The sequence below is a fragment of the Helicobacter macacae MIT 99-5501 genome (assembly GCF_000507845.1).
GTDB lineage: Bacteria > Campylobacterota > Campylobacteria > Campylobacterales > Helicobacteraceae > Helicobacter_B > Helicobacter_B macacae.
On the sequence record NZ_KI669454.1, the window covers coordinates 774,091 to 793,069 of the forward strand.

16 protein-coding genes and 1 pseudogene are annotated in these 18,979 nt (G+C 40.6%); 13 read left to right on the plus strand and 4 right to left on the minus strand.

All coding sequences use genetic code 11. The features are described from left to right. Positions 1-45 precede the first annotated feature (45 nt). From HMPREF2086_RS03465 to HMPREF2086_RS03495, 7 genes are all read left to right on the plus strand, one after another. On the plus strand, positions 46-1,221 hold the full coding sequence (locus tag HMPREF2086_RS03465) for an aminotransferase class I/II-fold pyridoxal phosphate-dependent enzyme (RefSeq protein WP_023927386.1): 1,176 nt from the start codon (positions 46-48) through the stop codon (positions 1,219-1,221). A 29-nt stretch (positions 1,222-1,250) separates the two neighbouring features. Beyond that, complete coding sequence (gene fliF / locus HMPREF2086_RS03470) at positions 1,251-2,945, plus strand: flagellar basal-body MS-ring/collar protein FliF (RefSeq protein ID WP_023927387.1); 1,695 nt, start codon at positions 1,251-1,253, stop codon at positions 2,943-2,945. 98 nt (positions 2,946-3,043) lie between these two features. Beyond that, positions 3,044-4,072, plus strand: a complete 1,029-nt coding sequence (fliG, locus tag HMPREF2086_RS03475; protein WP_023927388.1) for a flagellar motor switch protein FliG — start codon at positions 3,044-3,046, stop codon at positions 4,070-4,072. Then, entirely contained in the window at positions 4,053-4,835 is a 783-nt protein-coding gene (gene fliH / locus HMPREF2086_RS03480; RefSeq protein ID WP_232219082.1) for a flagellar assembly protein FliH, read from the plus strand. Before fliG ends, fliH begins: the two co-directional genes overlap by 20 nt. Before the next feature lie 106 nt (positions 4,836-4,941). Then, positions 4,942-6,801 (plus strand): 1-deoxy-D-xylulose-5-phosphate synthase, encoded by a 1,860-nt coding sequence (dxs, locus tag HMPREF2086_RS03485; RefSeq protein WP_034560884.1) that lies wholly within the window; start codon positions 4,942-4,944, stop codon positions 6,799-6,801. 163 nt (positions 6,802-6,964) lie between these two features. Continuing rightward, a complete protein-coding gene (locus HMPREF2086_RS03490) occupies positions 6,965-7,387 on the plus strand; it encodes a YkgJ family cysteine cluster protein (RefSeq protein ID WP_408605731.1) in 423 nt (140 codons plus the stop codon). Positions 7,388-7,442: 55 nt separating this feature from the next. After that, on the plus strand, positions 7,443-9,029 hold the full coding sequence (locus HMPREF2086_RS03495; RefSeq protein WP_023927392.1) for a tetratricopeptide repeat protein: 1,587 nt from the start codon (positions 7,443-7,445) through the stop codon (positions 9,027-9,029). Between the two features lie 350 nt (positions 9,030-9,379). Here the strand turns inward: HMPREF2086_RS03495 and HMPREF2086_RS03500 are convergent, their stop codons facing one another. Continuing rightward, a complete protein-coding gene (locus HMPREF2086_RS03500) occupies positions 9,380-9,643 on the minus strand; it encodes a hypothetical protein (RefSeq protein WP_034560309.1) in 264 nt (87 codons plus the stop codon). A 396-nt stretch (positions 9,644-10,039) separates the two neighbouring features. Between HMPREF2086_RS03500 and traF the strand changes: the two genes are divergently transcribed. Then, complete coding sequence (gene traF, locus HMPREF2086_RS03505) at positions 10,040-11,860, plus strand: conjugal transfer protein TraF (RefSeq protein ID WP_023927393.1); 1,821 nt, start codon at positions 10,040-10,042, stop codon at positions 11,858-11,860. 229 nt (positions 11,861-12,089) lie between these two features. Next, complete coding sequence (locus tag HMPREF2086_RS03510; protein ID WP_034560311.1) at positions 12,090-12,281, plus strand: hypothetical protein; 192 nt, start codon at positions 12,090-12,092, stop codon at positions 12,279-12,281. A gap of 153 nt (positions 12,282-12,434) precedes the next feature. Here the strand turns inward: HMPREF2086_RS03510 and HMPREF2086_RS03515 are convergent, their stop codons facing one another. The 3 genes from HMPREF2086_RS03515 to aroB all read right to left on the minus strand — a co-directional run bounded on the left by HMPREF2086_RS03515 (position 12,435) and on the right by aroB (position 14,019). Then, entirely contained in the window at positions 12,435-12,623 is a 189-nt protein-coding gene (locus HMPREF2086_RS03515; RefSeq protein ID WP_034560312.1) for a hypothetical protein, read from the minus strand. Positions 12,624-12,655: 32 nt separating this feature from the next. Next, on the minus strand, positions 12,656-12,781 hold the full coding sequence (locus HMPREF2086_RS12325) for a hypothetical protein (protein ID WP_267902071.1): 126 nt from the start codon (positions 12,779-12,781) through the stop codon (positions 12,656-12,658). 122 nt (positions 12,782-12,903) lie between these two features. Continuing rightward, positions 12,904-14,019 (minus strand): 3-dehydroquinate synthase, encoded by a 1,116-nt coding sequence (gene aroB, locus HMPREF2086_RS03520; RefSeq protein ID WP_023927394.1) that lies wholly within the window; start codon positions 14,017-14,019, stop codon positions 12,904-12,906. A 1,416-nt stretch (positions 14,020-15,435) separates the two neighbouring features. Here aroB and HMPREF2086_RS10690 point away from each other — a divergent pair. The 4 genes and pseudogenes from HMPREF2086_RS10690 to HMPREF2086_RS10695 all read left to right on the plus strand — a co-directional run bounded on the left by HMPREF2086_RS10690 (position 15,436) and on the right by HMPREF2086_RS10695 (position 18,964). Beyond that, on the plus strand, positions 15,436-16,077 hold the full coding sequence (locus tag HMPREF2086_RS10690) for a tetratricopeptide repeat protein (RefSeq protein WP_023927395.1): 642 nt from the start codon (positions 15,436-15,438) through the stop codon (positions 16,075-16,077). Then, positions 16,077-16,688 (plus strand): annotated as a pseudogene (locus HMPREF2086_RS12590) (pentapeptide repeat-containing protein); the annotation flags it as partial. The gene HMPREF2086_RS10690 and the pseudogene HMPREF2086_RS12590, both read left to right, overlap by 1 nt. Before the next feature lie 911 nt (positions 16,689-17,599). Further along, a complete protein-coding gene (locus HMPREF2086_RS03540) occupies positions 17,600-18,064 on the plus strand; it encodes a hypothetical protein (RefSeq protein WP_023927397.1) in 465 nt (154 codons plus the stop codon). Positions 18,065-18,100: 36 nt separating this feature from the next. Continuing rightward, positions 18,101-18,964 (plus strand): tetratricopeptide repeat protein, encoded by an 864-nt coding sequence (locus HMPREF2086_RS10695; RefSeq protein WP_023927398.1) that lies wholly within the window; start codon positions 18,101-18,103, stop codon positions 18,962-18,964. The last annotated feature ends 15 nt before the right edge of the window (positions 18,965-18,979 follow it).

Below are 18,979 nucleotides of genomic sequence, written 5' to 3' on the forward strand. Positions count from 1 at the left end.
TGATTTGCCAAAGTCTATATAAAAAAATCTAGGGGTAGTGAGGCAATGCGCTTTAACACAGAGCTAGAACATATCGCCACTTATCAAGCGGGCAAACCCATAGAAGAGGTGGTGCGAAATTTTGGCTTAAAAGAGAGTGATATTATCAAGCTAGCTAGCAATGAAAATCCTTTCTCTAGCTCGCCACGCGTGATAGAAGCACTGCAAGCAAATGCCAAAAAAGCTCATCTCTACCCTGATGATTCTATGCTAGCACTAAAAGAAGCATTAGCACAGCGATTTGGCGTGGGAGTAGAAAATCTAATCATAGGCTCTGGCAGCGACCAAGTCATCGAAATGTGCGTGAGGGCAAAAGAAAACGCACACGATAAATCAGACAAAGCCAAAAGTGAAGCACACAAAAGCCAAGAAAACACGCAAAAGCCAGCCGTCCTTATGTCTGGCGTTACATTTGCTATGTATGAGATATATGCCAAAATCGCGGGCTTTAGGATTCTCCGCACACAGAGCAACTCGCATAATCTAGCCGAATTTGAAGCCAAGCTAGAATCTAACCCTGAAATTATTTTCCTATGCGTGCCAAACAACCCACTAGGAGAGTGTCTAGATGCAAAGCAAGTCTATGAGTTCTTAGAGTGTGCTAAAAGCAAATCCCCTCAAAGCCTTGTGCTTATTGATGGGGCGTATCAAGAGTTTGCTTCTTTTAAAGACTCTGCCAAAGCTATCTCTCCGCAAAAAATCACTCAACACTTTCCAAATGCTATCTATCTAGGGACTTTTTCTAAGGCTTATGGACTAGGTGGTATGCGCGTGGGATATGGCATAGCAAGTGCGGAGATTATCGCTACGCTACACAAAGTGCGCCCACCTTTTAATATCACTACTCTTAGCCTTATCGCCGCTATTGAAGCACTTAAAGATGATGATTTTATAAAAAGCTGTATAAAAGAGAATTTTAATCAAATGAAGCGGTATGAGGATTTTGCAGTGTCTAAAAATATAGAATATATCCCATCTTTTACAAATTTTATCACTTTTGTTTTGCCAAAAGAGATAGATTCTAGCGAAGTGTGTGAGCGACTTTTGAGGGAGGGCATAATTATCCGCAATCTTGCAAGCTACAAAATGAATGCTTGCAGAATCACTATCGGGCTAGATTCTCAAAACACACGAGTGTTGCAGTGCCTAGATAGAGTATTATCAAGCGTGCAAAAAGCATAAAATAGCAAAAACAACAAAAAGGATAGCAAGTGGATGCAAAAGTATTTTTAGAGAGTGTGCACAAAATTTATAGCAAACTCAACAAAAAACAGCGCATTGTCATTGCCACTACGCTAGTGATTTTAATCGCGTTTTTTGTGTTTTTGGTGGTGTTTTCGGGCAAAAAGACCCAAAGTGAATACGGCGTGCTATTTGATAAGCTCGATTCTGCGGATAATGCGCTGATTTTGGACTATCTAAAAGAAAAGCAGATTCCTTATAGAATCCCGCGCAATGATGTTATTGAGATTCCTTCAGAGCGCGTGGCAGAGGAGCGCATCGAGCTAGCCGCACGGGGAATCCCAAAGACCTCAAAAGTAGGTTTTGAAGTCTTTGATACCAATGACATTGCTGCGACAGATTTTACCCAGCAAGTGAAATTTTTGCGCGCCACAGAGGGCGAGCTAACGCGCACGATTGAGGCACTAGAGCCGATTTTTAAAGCAAGCGTGCAAATTGCAAATCCAAAAGAAAGTCTTTTTGTCTCTACTTCTGTGCCACCCACAGCCGCAGTTATGGTGCAAATAAAGCCGGGGGCACAGCTTTCATCATTTCAAATCACAGGGATAAAAAACCTCGTATCTGCTGCTATCCCCAAGCTCACTCCCGAAAATGTCAAAATCGTAGATAGCAATGGTATGCCTCTAGGCGAGGATAATGAGCTACTTGGGCTAAATGAAGTGCTAAAGCAACAATATGCTTTCGTGCATAAAGAGGAGCAAAAAAAGGCAGATGATATTGTGCGCTTGCTAAGCCCGCTTGCAGGTGGTGCTAGCAAGGTAGTGGCTATCGTGCATTTGCAATATGACTTTAGCCAGAGAGAATCTGTAAAGCAGACTTTTGACCCTACCCAAGTCCTCCCACGCGCACAGAGGGACTACGAAAAGCACAAAGTAGGACCGGGAGAGAAGCGCATAGGCGGAATCCCGGGCGTAGAATCAAACATAGGACCTGTGCAGGATTTGGATAATGAAAATGGACTCACAAAAGAAGATGAAAGCGAAACAATCGTAAATAACGAGATAGGCAATGAAACCATAAAGACGAAGTTTTCGCCCGGTGAGCCTATTCGTATGACTGCTTCTGTGCTGATAAATGGCGAACAACAGCTAACCACTAATGAAAATGGCGATGAAGTGCTAGAATATGTGCCTTTTACCCCAGAGCGCATAGCAAAGCTAGAAAAACAAGTCCAAGATGCTATCGGCTATAATGCAAATAGAGGGGATTCTGTAACGGTTTCTGATTGGGATTTTTCTAAAAATGAGCGGCTAAAAGCCCCACAAACTTTTGTAGAAAAAGCTACCGCGCTTATTGCTCAATACATTCCGTTGCTAAAATATGTCATTATCGCTGTGATTATTTTCATATTCTACAAAAAAGTCATCGCTCCATTTGCAGAGAGAATGCTAGAAATGCAAGATGCAGAGGAGGACAAAGTCGAGTCGCTATTTGAAGTCGATGATGATGATGATGAGCTTACTTCGCGCTTTGGCGATATGAAAAAGCGCATAGAAGACCAGCTTGGGCTTAGCGGTGCAGGATTTAGCGAAGATGAAGTCAAATACGAAGTATTGCTAGAAAAAATCCGCGCCCTTATCCAAGAAAAGCCCGAAGAGGTTGCCTCTCTTTTCCAAAAACTTATCCACGATGAGATAGGCACACCCACAGAGCGAACAAGCTAGATTTAGCTAGAATCTAAAGTGATTTTAAAAAACAAGCCGATTTAGATTCTAGCCAAGCACGACAAAAACAAAAAAGCAAAAATCTTTAAGGAGACAAAATGGCACTAAACCAACGACAAAGAGCGCAATATGATGAACTCTCAATGAGTGAGAAAATCGCCATTTTGCTTATTCAGGTGGGCGAGGAACTCACTAGCGAGATTTTCAAAAATCTTGATATTGATGGAATCACAGAAATTTCGCGACAGATTATGCAGCTAAAAGGCACAGATAAAGCCATAGGTGGCGCAGTTATTGAGGAATTTTATGCGATATTTCAATCAAATCAATATATCAATACAGGTGGTTTGGATTACGCACGAGATTTGCTTACAAAAGCATTGGGACCAGAAGAAGCCAAGCGGATTATGGATAAGCTGGCTAAGACTATGCAGTCTGCCAAAAACTTCGCCTATCTCTCAAAAGTCCGCCCGCAGCAGCTTGCAGACTTTATTGTCAATGAACACCCTCAAACTATCGCACTTATCTTGGCTCATATGGATGCCACAAGTGCAGCAGAGACTTTGGGGCAGTTTAGCGATGACAATACACGCGCAGAAATCGCCATTCGTATGGCAAATCTAGGCGATATATCGCCAAATGTCGTAAAAAGGGTATCCACCGTGCTAGAAAACAAACTAGAATCACTCACAAGCTACAAAGTCGAAGTGGGCGGACCTCGCGCCGTTGCTGAAATGTTTAACCGACTAGGGCAAAAAGCAGCAAAAGCCACGCTAGCCTATATTGAGCAAATCGATGAACAGCTAGCAAGCGAAATCAAAGAAATGATGTTTACATTTGAAGACATTATCGGGCTTGATAAAAATGCTATTAGAGAGATTCTAAAAGTCGCGGACAAAAAAGACCTCACTATGGCACTAAAGTCCGCCCCAGATATGCTAAAGCAAAAATTCCTAGAGCAAATGTCATCGCGTGCTAGCGAGCAGTTTGTCGAGGAAATGCAGTTCTTAGGTGCAGTTAGAATGCGTGATGTCGAAGCCGCACAGCGCAAAATTGTCGAAGTAGTCCAAACCCTTAGCGAACAAGGCGTAATCCAAGTAGGCGGAGATGACGATGTCCTTGTCTAGTTTTGGCGAAGAAAACCTTATCGCAAAAGACCGTGCTAGCAAGCACAAAATCACTCGCTATGAGTTTAGCCCTATTGTGATTGATGAGCCAGATTCCACAAAAGAATCTATCATTGAGGAGCAAATCCCGCAAATCCCAAAAGATGACCCATTGGAGAAAGAGTTGATAGAAAAATTGCTAGGCAAAATTGATGAGCTATCCACTTCGCTTGCCAAACTTCAACTTCAGTTTGAAAAACAACAGCAAGAAATGGAAGCCCAAATCACTACCGCTCGAAATGACGCATACAAAGACGGGCTGCGAGATGGCGAGGAAAAAATAAAAACACAATTCCAAGATGAAATCCAAAAAGAAAAAACCTCTCTTATTGATTCTGCTATCACGCTTGGGAATGCGATGAAAAACTCGGAGACTCATCTGCGTGAGCTAGAAAAAGAGCTAAGTGGCATAGCCGTAGATATTGCCAAAGAAGTCGTAGCAAAAGAAGTCGATAAAGATTCTAGCGCGGTAGCAACTGCGCTAGCAAAGGAGCTTTTGGGCTCTATTGCCAATGCCACAGACATTCATCTACGCGTAAATCCGCAGGATTTAAAAGAGCTGCAAGAAGCCTTGCAAGACTACCCAAAGCTAAAAATACAAGCAGATAATGCAATCACAAAAGGTGGCGTGATAATCGATAATGGCGGGGGAATCATCGATGGCACTATCTCAAATCGCTACAAGACTTTGAAGCAATCCGTGCTAGAAAATCTAAAAGACTAACTGCAAATACCACAACACCAAAACCTAGCCTAGAAAGAATCCAAAAATGCCTAGTAGCCACACAAATAAGACACAATATAAACTTCCTAAAAAACCCATAGAATATATGGACATAGCCGAGCTATACGAGCTTGCAGAGATTTTGCGAAATAGGATTTTGGAAGTGGTAAGCCACAATGGAGGGCATCTAAGCTCTTCTTTGGGTGCGGTGGATATTATCGTGGCTATGCACTATGTGTTTGGCAAAAAGCACAATCCATTTATTTTTGATGTTTCTCATCAAGCATACGCACACAAACTTCTAAGCGGGCGGTTTGAGGAGTTTGATACACTTAGATGCTTTGGTGGGATTAGTGGATTTTGCAATCCCAAAGAATCAGATGCGGATTATTTCATCGCTGGACATAGCTCTACTTCGATTTCGCTAGGTGTGGGTGTGGCAAAGGCTTACAAGCTAGAGGGCAAAAACGGCTTGCCTGTGGTGCTTATAGGCGATGGCAGTATGAGTGCGGGGCTGACTTATGAAGCACTAAATGAGCTAGGGGATAGAAAATACCCAATGGTAATAATCCTAAATGACAATGAAATGAGTATCGCTCGCCCCATTGGCGCGATTAGCAAGCATTTATCCCATCTCATTTCTCACCCTATGTATCAGTCATTTCGCAATTTTACAAAGAAGTTTTTGGAGAAAATGCCTGATTCTGCGAGCTATCTAGCAAAGCGTGTAGAAGAGAGCTTTAAGCTAATTACCCCGGGGATTTTGTTTGAGGAAATGGGGATTAGCTACATAGGACCAATCGATGGGCATAAGCTAGAAGAGCTTGTGTTTTGCCTAAAAAGAGCACGAGAAATGGAGCGACCCGTAGTGGTGCACGTCCAAACCATAAAGGGCAAGGGCTACAAAATCGCAGAGGGACCTTATGAGAAATGGCACGGAGTGGGGGCGTTTGACTTAGAGACAGGCTTACCGCTAAAAAAACCAAGTCAGCTAAAGCCACCCACAGAAGTGTATTCTAACGCGCTTTTTGAGCTAGCAAAAAATGACAAAAAAGTCGTAGGAATCACTGCTGCTATGCCCGGGGGTGTGGGACTAGGCAAACTTATGGATTTATACCCTGATAGATTTTGGGATGCGGGAATTGCCGAGCAGCACTGCGTAACCTCTATGGCAGCAATGGCAAAAGAGGGGTTTATCCCTTTTGTAAGCATTTACTCGACATTTTTGCAAAGAGCGTTTGACCAGATTATCCACGATGTAGGGATTTTAGCCTTGCCTGTGAGATTTAGCATAGATAGAGCGGGAATCGTAGGCGAAGATGGCGAAACTCATCAAGGGCTTTTTGACATTGCATATTTGCGGATAATCCCAAACTTCACGCTTTTTGCTCCGCGTGATAATGCCACCCTCATTGAAGCGGTAAATTTTGCTTATGGCTTTAGCAAATCCCCTTGCGCGTATCGCTATCCTCGTGGTAGCTTTGTGCTAGATACGCTAGAGTCAGCTTCTTATCCACCTAGTGCGTTTGCTATGGGCAAATGTGAAGTGCTAAAGCAGGGCAAAGAAATCCTCCTTATCGGCTATGGAAATGGTGTAGGTAGGGCACACTTAGTGCAAAGAGAACTAGAACTTCTAGGTTTTGCTCCTAGCTTGGTGGATTTGCGCTTTGTCAAACCACTTGATAGAGAGATTATACACATTGTTGAGGAGCATTCTATCGCGTTTGTGTTTAGCGATAGCTACAAGCAAGGTGGCGTAGCAAGCGCGATAAGTGAGCTACTAAATGAGTGTGGCGTATGCAAGCCTATCGTTAGCTTTGAGCTAGATTGTGGATTTGTCCCGCACGGCAGTGTAGCCGATATAGAAAAGCACTTAGGCATTGATAGTGCTTCTCTTATCTCACGCACGATTGAAATACTAGACAAATACGGCATCACTCATAGCGCAGAGTCTAAGTCCTCTTAAAAGCAAAGCGATGATTGATTTTGGAGAGGACAAAATGACTTCACAAAGTAGCAATCCAAATGCTAAAAATGTTGGCGAAGTGCGAGAATTTGATTTTGCCAAAGCACAAGATTTTGGCAAAAATTTTATCAAAGCAAAAAAATGCAGTCAAGCAAAAATTGCAATCAAAGATTTTAGCTTTGAGTTTGTGCCAAGTGCGTGCAAAGAGTGCGGTGGCAAATGCTGTGTGGGCGAGAGTGGATATATATTTCTTAGTCTAAGCCAAGCAGAAGCGATTGCAGATTTTTTGCACCTTTCGCTAGAGGATTTTGCTAGGAAATATTTGATAAAGGTTGGGTATCGATTCTCGCTTATTGAGAAACGATATGAAAATGGCTTTGCGTGCGTGTTTTTTGATGAAGTGAAAAAATCCTGCCAAATCTATCCGCTTCGCCCAAAGCAATGCGTGGATTTTCCTTTTTGGGATAAAATGAGGGGCAAGAAGTGCGAGGATTTGGGAGAGCTTTTTGCTTTGTGTAGGGGGGTAAGAAATCCTGCTAATAGCGTGGATTCTCTCATAGACACAAAAGATTGCGCTATGAAGTGAGATTTTGCGTAAAAATCACAAGAGAATTTTATTATCCATTTCTTAAGGAATCAAGGTGAAAACACACTCACAAAGCATACAAATCACAAAAGACAGCAAAGGCAGTGCAAAAGTCGCAAAATGCGCCTTTGCAAAATTTGCTTTATCTTGTGCTATGTCTTGTGTCTGTATCTGTGGAGTGCTAGCAGAGCCTACCAGCACAAAAAACACACAAAAAGACACCACAGCAAACACAACAAAATCCACAAATTCTACGCCAAACGAAGCGACACCTAAAAAAACAAAAACTACCGATGAAGAATCCGCCTTTGCTTCCTCTATACAAGACTCCAAAACCACGACCGCTCAAATCGCCCTAAGACAGCCTTATAACGACTTAGAAACCGCGCTTCCTAGCGAGGATTTTGGCGAGAATTTCACTCTGCCTAAGATTGCAGATTCTAGTATGGATTTGCTACTTTTGCAGGGGGCTGATGATTTGTATCATAGTAATTTTGCCGAGTCTTTAGAGAATTTTTTGCTTTTGTATGACAAGACAAAAGAGCCCTACTATGCCAAGCTAGCTGCCCAAGCCGCACTTGGCAAAGGCGATATACAAACCGCCTTTAGCCTAGCAAATCTCTATGTAGAGCAAAGTGGCGATGAAAACGATGTCATCATCAATAAGATTTTAGCCGATGCTTTTGTGCAAAATGGACAAATGGACAAAGCAATCATCGCCCTAGAAAAAGTCAAAAAGCTAGAAGATACAGAGGCACTAAATGATGTCCTAGCAAATCTATATATGCTCCAAAAGCAGCTTCCAAAAGCACTAAGCCTCTTTGAGGAGCTGTATGAGAAAACCAAAAACCCAGAAGTGCTAAAAAAGATTTTAGTCATATTTCTATCCCAAGAAAAAACCCAAAAGGCATTAGGTGTTTTAAGCGAGCATTTGCTAAGCGAGGGGTGCGAGGATTTGTTTTGTGAGGAGGCGTTGAGCTTTTATGTCGACTCAAACGCGCTAAATATGGCAAAGGCAGTGTTTGAGAAAATCTACCAAAAATCCCCCACGATTCCCAATGCCACAAACTATATGCGTGTCCTAGTCGCACTCAAGCAATATCAAGAAGCACAAGGCATAGCCCAAAGCTTTCCATTTGACCAAGGGCTTTTGTTAGATTTGTATGTGATGCAGGGGGATTTTGAAAAAGCGCGTGATTTGAGTGCTCAAATCTACGCCCAAAGCAAAAATCCTAGATTTTTGGCACTAGAAGCGATATATGGACTAGGAGAGGGCGAGATAGCAAAAGAATCTGCCATAGAAGCAATCAAAAAGCTAGAAAAGTCTATCAAAGAGCGCAAAAAAGAACTCCAATCAAACAAGCAAAAGCCCACCAATCAAGATGCGTTTTTTTATAATTTTTGCGGATATTTGATGATAGATTTTGACATAGACTTAAAAAGAGGAATCGAATATGTCAAAGAAGCACTGCTTGTTGAGCCCTACTCGATTTCCTACATTGACTCGCTTGCGTGGGGGTATTATAAGCTCGGGGATTGCACCAAAGCAAGCCAAATATTTGGGCAAATCCCGCAAAATCGTGTCGAAAAAGAGCCCGAGCTAAAAGCGCACTCTATGCAGATAAATGCTTGCAGAAAATAGACTAAAGGCTTTATTTTATGCGGTTTTTTTTAAAGTCCGTTTTTGCAGGCAATGCAAAAAAACTTATGAAATAGATATTTTGCTTGCGTTTAAGAAATTTTATAAAACTTTAGATTTTTAAGTCATTAGCGATGCTTAAGTGCGCAACCCAAAATATCTCTATTGTTTCTCATACTAAGGTTTGGCACAAACTGAAGTATCCAAATATTCTACTACTTGTCATATTGAGATTTCGCAAGAAAGCAAAATATCCAAAAAAGAGATTTTCTAACGACTTGAATTATATATCTTTTGAGATATTTTGCTTGCACTTAAGTAAGACAAATACTTTGGTTTGTGTAGAAACTTCTTTAAGCCCCCTCCCTTAGCACGAGGATATTTGCTTTTTTAAGCCCCCTCCCTTGAATCCACTTTTTTTTCAAAGTGAGGGTGTTTGCCACTCTTAAAGCCCCCTCCCTTTGCAAGTGGTAATTTTGCGAGTTCCCCCTCCCTCTGCGGAGGGGGATAAAGGGGGTGGGTAGATTTCCGTCATTGCGAGCAAGTCGTAAGACTTGCGTGGCAATCCACCACACCGTCATTGCGAGCGAACGAAGTGAGCGTGGCAATCCAAGCATAGCGCAGTTGCTTTAGTGATGACTAAAATATCTGCATTGCCAGTAGTTGTTAGCCCTGTTTGAGATTTGGGGGAACTACCCACCCCCTAATCCTCTCCGCTTAAAGGAGGGGACACAAAAAGCAAAATCCACATAAAACACCTAAGATTTGCCAATATTTCCCTGATATTTCCCAAGTTTTTGGCATTTTTTTGTTTGCGTTTGTTATAATTTGTCCAAAGTATAGGAGAGAAACAAAGGCAAAAAGCCAAAAAGGAGAAATAATGGAATACTATGTCTTTGGCTCAATTTTTTTGGCATTTTTGGGAATCGCTTATAGCATTTTTAGTGCTACTTTGGAAGACAATTAGATTTCAAAAAGCAAACAAAACAAATCCCTTGAATCAAGGAGCAAAAATGAAACACAACAAACTTAACAAAATATTACGACAAATCACAAAATCAAAAAAAGTAAAATCTAGCGCACTGCTCCTAGCACCTGCCTTGCTAGCAAACGCGCTTTTTGCCCTAGAGTTTGGCGGGGTGGGCAATGTCTCTGCAGGTATGGGTGGCGCAGGTGTCGCGCTCAAGCAGTCCCAATGGACTCTCTACTACAACCCAGCCCTGCTAGGAATCGTAAATAAATCTAGTTTTGGGTATAGCTTCGGTGCGGAGTATAAAGAGACAAACTTGCTAGCTGCTACAAACATAGATAAAAACAATATCGAGGAAATGTATAAGGAGCTAGATGGGCTATTTAAAGGCACTGCTACAAATAACGGTAGGGGGGGGGATAGCCAGCCTGTTGTCCTAAGTGGTAGAAGTGCTACCCCGCAAAATGTCTCCCCGCAAGCAAATAGCAAAAATTTGCAATTAAATGGGGTATTTGGCGATGTGGTGAGAAATCTACTAGGCAAAGGAAGTAGTGATACCGTAACAGATAGTGATTTGACAGAATATCTAAAAAAACACGGAGGAGGCGATAATCCTAGTAGCGTAGATGATGCTTTGAAAAAAATGTCATCTAGTGATTTTGAGGGGGTAAAAAAGGATTTGGAAGCCGCTATAAAAAAGACAGAGGACACACACCCTGATAGTGGGCTAGGCATACTAGCTGGCATCGTAAGCGGGCTTACTCCCGAAAACCTAAAAAAAGCACTAGAGCAGGTAGGAAGTGGAGATAATATCGACATAACAAAACTACTTGGCAAAATGGGTGGAATCACGCTTAAAGCTGGCTCTAGCTCTACGCTAAATACATTTCTAAAAGATATGCAAACCATAAATGGCATAATAGCGCAAAACGACTTAAATGTATCTACGCAAAATGGGCTTATCATCACTTATAGTGGCAAGGACAATAATTGGGGAATCTCGCTAGGGCTACTTGCTAGTGCGTATGCCAACGCCCACGCTGACATAGACAAAACACACAATCAAATCATCATAAAATCAGGTAGCGACTACTATGGAATAAGCGTGGGTAGCGGTGGCGTAACGATAGACAAATCAGATGATACAAAATATAATGCCTCATCAATCCTCACAGGAAATCATCACATAACCTCAAATGCGATTGCCTTTGGCGAGCTACCTATCGGCTATGGCTATGCGTGGCATAGCAGAGCTGGGACATTTGGGCTTGGGCTAGCTGGCAAATATATCCACGCAGCAGGCTATATCCTAGAAGCTAGTGGCAGCTATGATAGCATAGGCAAAAGTATCAGCTTCAGCTCCAAAGACATCGTGCAGACTTCTACTTGGGGCGTGGATGTGGGGCTTGTCTATGTGCCGACATTTTCCAAAAACCTAATCTTTGGCTTGGTGGGCAAAAATCTAAACGCACCCAAAATCAAAACAAACAAAAAAACTATCGAGCTAAATCGACAAGTAAGGGCGGGGGTGAGCTACTCTCTGTGGAAAGAGCGCATAGTCTTTGCGCTAGATGCGGACTTGCTAGCAAACCAAACGCTTTCCACCGTGCGCCCATACTCACAGATGATAGGTGGGGGTGTGATGTTTGACTTTAAGTATGTGGATTTGCGGTTTGGCAGTATGTATGACTTCCGCGACACGACAAAAGAGGGCGTAATCCTAACGGGCGGTATCAATATACTAGGATTTTTAGACATTGCCGTGCAAAGCAATCTAAACCTAACGAGTATCCCACAAATCTCTAAAAATCTACAACTCCCAAGCTATCTAAATGTCAAAATCGGCGGTGGCTTTAGCTGGTAGGGATTTTTTTTGGAGGGATTTGGGGGGTTGGATTTTTGCGGGGTTTGTGATTTTTTGGAGGCGGATTGATTCCGTCATTTGCGAGAAAGTGAGCGTAGCGAAGTTTCTTTGGTAATAACAACTTTGCTTTGCAAAATCTAGCAAAATACACCCACCCCCAAACCCCCTCCGCAAAGGGAGGGGGCTTAAAAAAAGCAAATATCCTCGTGCTAAGGGAGGGGGCTTAATAGTGTGTGTTTCGCAAAAAATAAAATCCCTCCCCGTAGCAGAGGGATTTAGGGAGGGGGTGTTTGTGATTTTTGTAGGGCTGTGGGGGAATTTGAGTTTTTTTGGGTTTTTAGGGTTTTTTAGCTGGGGGATTTTTTGGTTTTGTCATACTGAGGTTTCGCTAAGAAACCGAAGTATCTATAAAAGATTCTAGCGAAATATCTCTAAATTCTACTACTTGTCATATTGAGGTTTCGCAAGAAAGCAAAATATCCAAAAAAAAGATTTTCTAACAACTTACATTATAGCTTGAGATATTTCGCTTGCACTCAATATGAAAAATACTTTGGTTTGTGTAGAAACTTCTTTAATCTCCCTCCCTTAGCACGAGGATATTTGCTTTTTTTAAGCCCCCTCCCTTGCGGAGGGGGTTTGGGGGTGGGTTCTTTCCGTCATTGTGCGTTGATTGTTCGTCATTGTGAGAATCTGCGTTAGCAAATTCGTGGCAACTCACCACACCGTCATTGCAAGACTTGACGAAGTCAAGTCGTGGCAATCTATGTCTTTTCTGTTTTTTTGTGTGGATTACTAAAGAAACTGCGCTTCGCTTGTTTTGCCACGCTCGCTTTGTTCGCTCGCAATGACGGTGGTGGCATAGATTGCCACTATTTTACTAAAGAAACTTCGCTTCGCTTGTTTTACTAAAGAAGCCAAAGGCTTTCTAAAGAAATTTCGCTTCGCTTGTTTTGCAACGCAAGTCTTGCGACTTGCTTACAATTACAAAACCCACCCACAAAAACACCCACACAAAAAATACCAAAAAAAACCACAAACTCCTACCCAAACTCTCTCAAAGTCTCCAAAATCAGCTCCCTATCTATATCATCTCGTATATCCACGCCACCGATTCCGCGTGGCAGGACAAGCGTGATTTTCCCACCCTTTGATTTTTTGTCCAAAAACAGCTTCTCATAAAACTCCTCTATACTATCGATTTTGTAGTCAAAGTCTAGCCCAAACTTGCTTAGCACACTATCTATGCGCTGCACTTGCTCGCGTGAGAGATTGCCTAGCTTTAGTGCTAGCGCGTTTGCCATACGCATACCCATAGCCACCGCCTCGCCGTGCAAAAACTTCGTATAGTGTGTGAGGTTTTCGATAGCGTGCCCGAAAGTATGCCCGTAGTTTAGCCCCGCGCGGATTCCCGCTTCTTTTTCGTCTTTTTGGACGACTGCGGATTTTAGCTCTATGGCTTTTTTGATATGCGGGGCTAGGCTATCTAGGAAATCTAGCGAATTTATATCGCCCGATACCTCCAAGCCCTCCAAATCCTCAAGTGCTTTTTCCTCAAAGCACACGGCGATTTTTATCATCTCGGCTATACCTGCGCGTAGCTCGCGCACTGGAAGTGAGCGCAAAAAGTGCGTATCGACAAACACCGCCTTTGGCTGATGAAAAAGCCCCACTAGATTTTTGCCATAAGCGTTGTTTATCCCGCATTTGCCACCCACAGAAGCATCTACTTGGGCTAGCAAAGTCGTAGGGATACTCACAAAGCTGATTCCGCGCTCATAGATTCCGCTTGCAAAGCCCACTATGTCGCTTACTATCCCACCACCTAGCGAAATCATAAGCGACTTTCTATCTAGCTTGTTTGCAAAGGCAAAGTCCAAAATCCCCTCGATGCTAGACATATTTTTGTGCACTTCGCCGTCCTCTATGCAGTATGTCAAAATCTCAAAATTCTTTCTAGTGCTTGTATCTGTGGTGCTTGCTTGCAAAGCCTCTTGTAGATAGGGCAAGTAGAGGGATTTTATCATTTCATTTGTGATAAGCAGGATTTTGGTGGGCTTTAGTGCGCTAAGTGTAGTGTGTAGATGCTCACGCAGGGGGGCTATGTGTATGGGGTAGCCAAAGTCTTGCTTTGTGAAGTCTAGGTGCAGGGTTGGCATTGTGCTTCCTTTGGTGTGGTAATTGGTGCTATGGTGATTTGTCGCTGTGGCGATTTGGCATTTTTGGCTTATGCTTGTTTGTGCTTTGGTTTGATTTTGCTTTGTGTTTTGGTTTGCGCTTGGCTTTACGCTTTTGATTTTATGCTTTTGTCCGTGCAAAATAAAATAACGGATTTTATCAAAAATTTGTGTATATGATTATATTGTGCTTTATATGTGGGGTAATTTTCTAGCGTGCGTAATCTGCCTGCTTAGATTTTGTAAAATCAACGCTTTTTGGATATTTCGCCTAAGTATGACAACACACATTACAAAAAAGATATTTCGCTTTCGCTTAAGTATGACAAAAAATTATTTTTCAAACAAAAAAAAAATATACCCACCCCCAAACCCCCTCCGCAAAGGGAGGGGGATTTTAAAAAGGCAAACTCACTTTGCCACACTTTTATCATTTGGGGAGGGGGCTTAATAGAATGGCGACTTTTCAAAAAACAGAAAAAATAGGAAAGAAAATAGTGGCATTCATCACAAAAAAGTCCCTCCCCTTAGCTGAGGGACTTAGGTAGGGGTGCATTTGCATTAAAAAAGTAGATTTTATAAAAGTTTTTTATCGTATTTGGGTTGTTTTATTTGTCTTATTTGGTGGCTTTTAAGCCCGAAGTATCAAGGGATTATCCTCTTAAACCCCCTCCCTTAGCACGAGGGGGCTAGGGGGTGGGTATATTTTAGGCTAGCTTACTTTTTGGTTGCCTAAAATCTACTTTTTTTGCAAAAATTTGCAAAATCTTGTTAAGTAGTTTTTGTAAAAACCTTATTAGGTGTGTTTTTTGTATTTGCTGTGTTTTTTTGTGATTTGAAAGTGGATACCCACCCCCAAACCCCCTCCGCAAGGGAGGGGGCTTTTAAAAAAGCGTAAAAAAAATATTGTCATATTGAGCTTTTGTAAAAAAGCGAAATATCCAAAAAGCATAAATGTAGCTTTACAAAATTTTGCAAAATATAGGGCAGTTCTTTAAGAAGTCTATTTTTGAGATACTTCGGTTTGTCCCAAACCTTAAGTATGACAAAAAGCTAAATCTTAAGTATGACAAGTAGTTGGCTTTAGGTATGACAACAAAAGGCAAAATACAACAAATCCCATAAAATCCCAAAATCCATTACAAATCATCACACAAAGACTTCAAAGCATACTCTGCACAAAATATATGCAAAAATTTTCACAAATTCCACCTCTACAACATTTCAAACATTTTAAAATTCTTTCAATTTTACAAAACTTCACAAAATCCCCTTGTGCTTCCCCACATTAGTATTCTGTTTTTTTTTTTTTTTTTTTGTAGTATCGGGTTTTGTGTGAAATCACAAAAATTAGCAGTGCTATTGGCAAAACTAAAAAAATCTACAATAGGAGATGAAATGAAAAAACTAGCGTTAGTGTGTGGAATCTTAGCAAGTGTAGTAAGCGTAAGTATGGGGGCGATGAGTTATGAGGAATTGGAAAGGGCTAGGCATAATTGCTTTAATAATGATAAAAGCGCGTGTCAAGCACTTATAAACGATGGTTTGCCAAGTGTGGAGCAGTGTGATAAAGATACTTGCACCTCTGTAGGGACAGTTTATTTGTTTGCAGAGCGTTATAGGGAGGCGATACCCTACTTTGAAAAAGCTATTGCTTTGGGGGATAATAGGGGATATGCAGCATTAGGACAGAATTATGCTGAATTACAAGATTACTATAATGCAAAGAAATACTATGAAATCGCGTGCAATAAAGGTGTAAGTGAAGTTCAAGGAGAGAGTTGCTACAATCTGGGGGTAATGTATGCTAATGGCAAAGGTGTGCGCCAAGACTACTATAAGGCACACGAATTCTACAAAAAAGCCTGTGATATGAAAAATGGCCACGCGTGCAATAATCTAGGTGTGTTATATGCCAAAGGACAAGGAGTAAGGCAAAATCTATCCACTACTAAGCAATACTATGGCAAAGCCTGTGATTTGGGAGACCAACTAGGGTGTGATAATTATAAATTGCTACATAATCAAGGAGTGCAATAATGGAGAAACAACAAATATGTGAAAATCTACACTTTGATTCTACAAAAGATAAACTCATACTTAGCATAAAGCAAGGAAAGTCATTTATCTTTGAAAATGCTTTGGATAATGCGTGTAAGCAGTGGCTAGAGGAGGGAAAGCCACAAGATGAGCTAGAAAAACTTATAAAAAAGCAAGGCAATAAATATATTATCTACAAGCCTTTGGAAATATGCACTGAAAATACCAATGATATAGAACCTAAAAAATCCACACAAGAATCTAGCGAGTGCGACAAAGAATCTAAAGAATCTAGTCGCAAAACTCTCTACATACAAGATGAGCTATCGTTTAAAAATTGCGTATTTAATGGCGAAGTAAGGTTTGAGTATATTTGCTTTGCTCCGTTTAACTCTAAAGTGCGTGATGGTAGCGAAGCAAAACAAAATGAGAAAAAACCAAATGATTTTAGCCAAAGCGCACAACCTCTGCGAATAGACTTTCAGCATTGTGAATTTCACAAAAAAGTGTGTTTCACAAATTGTGAGTTTAACGGCAATGTGTTTTTTAACCACGCAAAGTTTTTTAAATATGCAGACTTTCACGAGAGTATATTTAATGGTGTGGTGTCGTTTTATAATGCAGAGTTTAAATATGCTCCAAACTTCTCTACTTGTGTATTCCAAAACCTCCAAGCTACAAACTTTATCAATGTGAAAATAGAGGGTTTAGATTTTGACAAAGTAAATGATTTTATTGCAGAATATAAGAATGACAAAATGTATGAAAAAGAACTTGATTTACTAAGAGAAAAATACAGAGCAAAAACTAAAAAAATCAAACTACTAAAGACTCAATGCAAGCAAGAAACAAATAGATATAGAGAAAATAAACAAAAATTACATAGTAAAAAATTTCAAGCGTTCAAGCAAGAGAAAATAAAAAAGTATGAAATCCGCTATGCAAGCAATGCTCGCGATTCATTTCGCACGATAAAAAATGTGCTGATTGCAAACAACAACTTACTGGACGCTTCTACTTGGCATAAGCTAGAACTATATGCCAAAGAGCACGAAATAGATTTGAAAGCTCCTACAAAGTTTAGCAAAGAGTGGATTGAGAAGATTCAGCTTTGCTTTTATCGCCACACTTCAGCGCACCATACGGATTTGCTAAAGATTCTCTCTTGGTTTGTTGTATTGGTGGGTGGATTTGCAGTCGCACTATTTGCCACAAAGAATTTATGCAATGTGGGGGAAGTATTCTCTCTAATTGTATTTATTGTATTGACTATTGTTGCCTACAAAAAAGATTTTTTCAAAATTTGGACTTTTATAAATGTCATATTTTTCTTGGCATTACTAGCTTGGAATCCAAAATATATCTTTGGTGTGGCAAATCTCTTTGGAAATGACACAAACCAAAGCGACATATTGCTTAACTTGATTTTATCGCTTTATAGCATTGCTTTTATCCTAGTGATTTTCTCTCTACAAAAAACTGCGCGTAAAAATTCCATAATACCAAACTAAAAGGAGTAAAAATGAATAATTACAACAAAGAAAAAGTGCTATCCTGCTTACATTTAATACAAGACCATATAAAACAAATAGAGGAAATAGTTGAAACGCATAGAGATATAATAATGAGAGAGCATCTTTCGGATTATTGCAAATGGGATAATCCACCTAATAATACGAGAGAAATATATAATGGAATAGAGCCAAAAATAGGTGTGTTAGTAAAAAATCAGCTAAAAAATATCCTTGAGCAAAGGTGGTGGAGCGAGCAAGAGTTTTTAGATTTTTTTGATGAATCATACTCAAAAACTACATTTGGTATAAACTATCCCTTGCTTTCTTTGTATAGATTTGATGACAAACTATACCCACGCTACTACAAATACCCCCTATTAGTCAATGCTAAAGAGTGCTATTTGTGCTCACAATGGTTTGAAGGTAGCAGAGAAATGGTTTTGGATTTTCTTAAGCAGTATGAAAATCTCTAAACAAACTTTATAAAAAATCTAAAAAGGAGTAAGGCAATGAAAAGATTGGTGCTAATGTTTGGGATTTTGGCAGGTGTGGCGAGTGTAGGGGAGTGCATTGAAGCCGAGAACAAAATATCTGCTGAATATATTGTAGGATGTATAGCTGAAGAGTATAATAAATGCCAAAAAATTGTGAATAGTGGTGGTATCCCACCTGCTTATGAATGTGAAAAGTCAAATATGTGTACATTTGGAGCTATCGCTTTTAAAGTTTTAGGCGACAAAGATAAAGAAGCACAATATGCCGAAAAAATTATAAGCCTAAGTCCTGCTTTGTTGCAAAGAGATTTGGTTGTAATTGCTATTAGAGACATTGATGCTAACATAGCACAATCAATTTTGGGTGGGACATATTTCAGGTTAGTTGAATATTATCGAGCAAAAAATGATGGAGAAAATTTTGTGAGGATAGCAGCAGAAGGATGCGGTAAAGTAGTTGGAATGTCTGAGGAGTATTTGCCATTCTTATGCAATTGGACAGGAGTTGTGCTATCAGAAGCGAAAATGTATCACGAAGCACAAGCACTTTTTAAAAAAGTATGTGATTTGAATCTTAAGTCAAAATTTTCAGAGATGCTTAGCAGTTCAGGGGATGGTTGCTTTCTTTTAGCTTCTTTATATATGGAAGGCAAAGGTGTGCGACAGGACTATGTAAAAAAGGCAGAATTACTTAAAAAAGGCTGCGATTTGGATTCATCTATAAGCTGTGGAGCACTAGGTGAGTCATATCTAAAAGGACAAGGGGTTGTAAAAAATCATTCAATAGCAAAAAGATTTTTTGGTAAGGGTTGTGATTTGGGTAGCCAAGAAGCGTGCAATGAATACAGAAAATTAAATCAAACAGGGGGTGTGCAGTAGCGACAAAGCCATAAA

What these genes read in the sequence shown, in the direction of transcription:
- HMPREF2086_RS03465 (WP_023927386.1), top strand. Translation starts at nt 46, where the DNA reads ATGCGCTTTAACACAGAGCTAGAACATATCGCCACTTATCAAGCGGGC.
- fliG (WP_023927388.1), top strand. Translation starts at nt 3,044, where the DNA reads ATGGCACTAAACCAACGACAAAGAGCGCAATATGATGAACTCTCAATG.
- fliH (WP_232219082.1), top strand. Translation starts at nt 4,053, where the DNA reads ATGACGATGTCCTTGTCTAGTTTTGGCGAAGAAAACCTTATCGCAAAA.
- dxs (WP_034560884.1), top strand. Translation starts at nt 4,942, where the DNA reads ATGGACATAGCCGAGCTATACGAGCTTGCAGAGATTTTGCGAAATAGG.
- HMPREF2086_RS03500 (WP_034560309.1), bottom strand. Translation starts at nt 9,643, where the DNA reads ATGCTTGGATTGCCACGCTCACTTCGTTCGCTCGCAATGACGGTGTGG.
- traF (WP_023927393.1), top strand. Translation starts at nt 10,040, where the DNA reads ATGAAACACAACAAACTTAACAAAATATTACGACAAATCACAAAATCA.
- aroB (WP_023927394.1), bottom strand. Translation starts at nt 14,019, where the DNA reads ATGCCAACCCTGCACCTAGACTTCACAAAGCAAGACTTTGGCTACCCC.
- HMPREF2086_RS10690 (WP_023927395.1), top strand. Translation starts at nt 15,436, where the DNA reads ATGAAAAAACTAGCGTTAGTGTGTGGAATCTTAGCAAGTGTAGTAAGC.
- HMPREF2086_RS03540 (WP_023927397.1), top strand. Translation starts at nt 17,600, where the DNA reads ATGAATAATTACAACAAAGAAAAAGTGCTATCCTGCTTACATTTAATA.
- HMPREF2086_RS10695 (WP_023927398.1), top strand. Translation starts at nt 18,101, where the DNA reads ATGAAAAGATTGGTGCTAATGTTTGGGATTTTGGCAGGTGTGGCGAGT.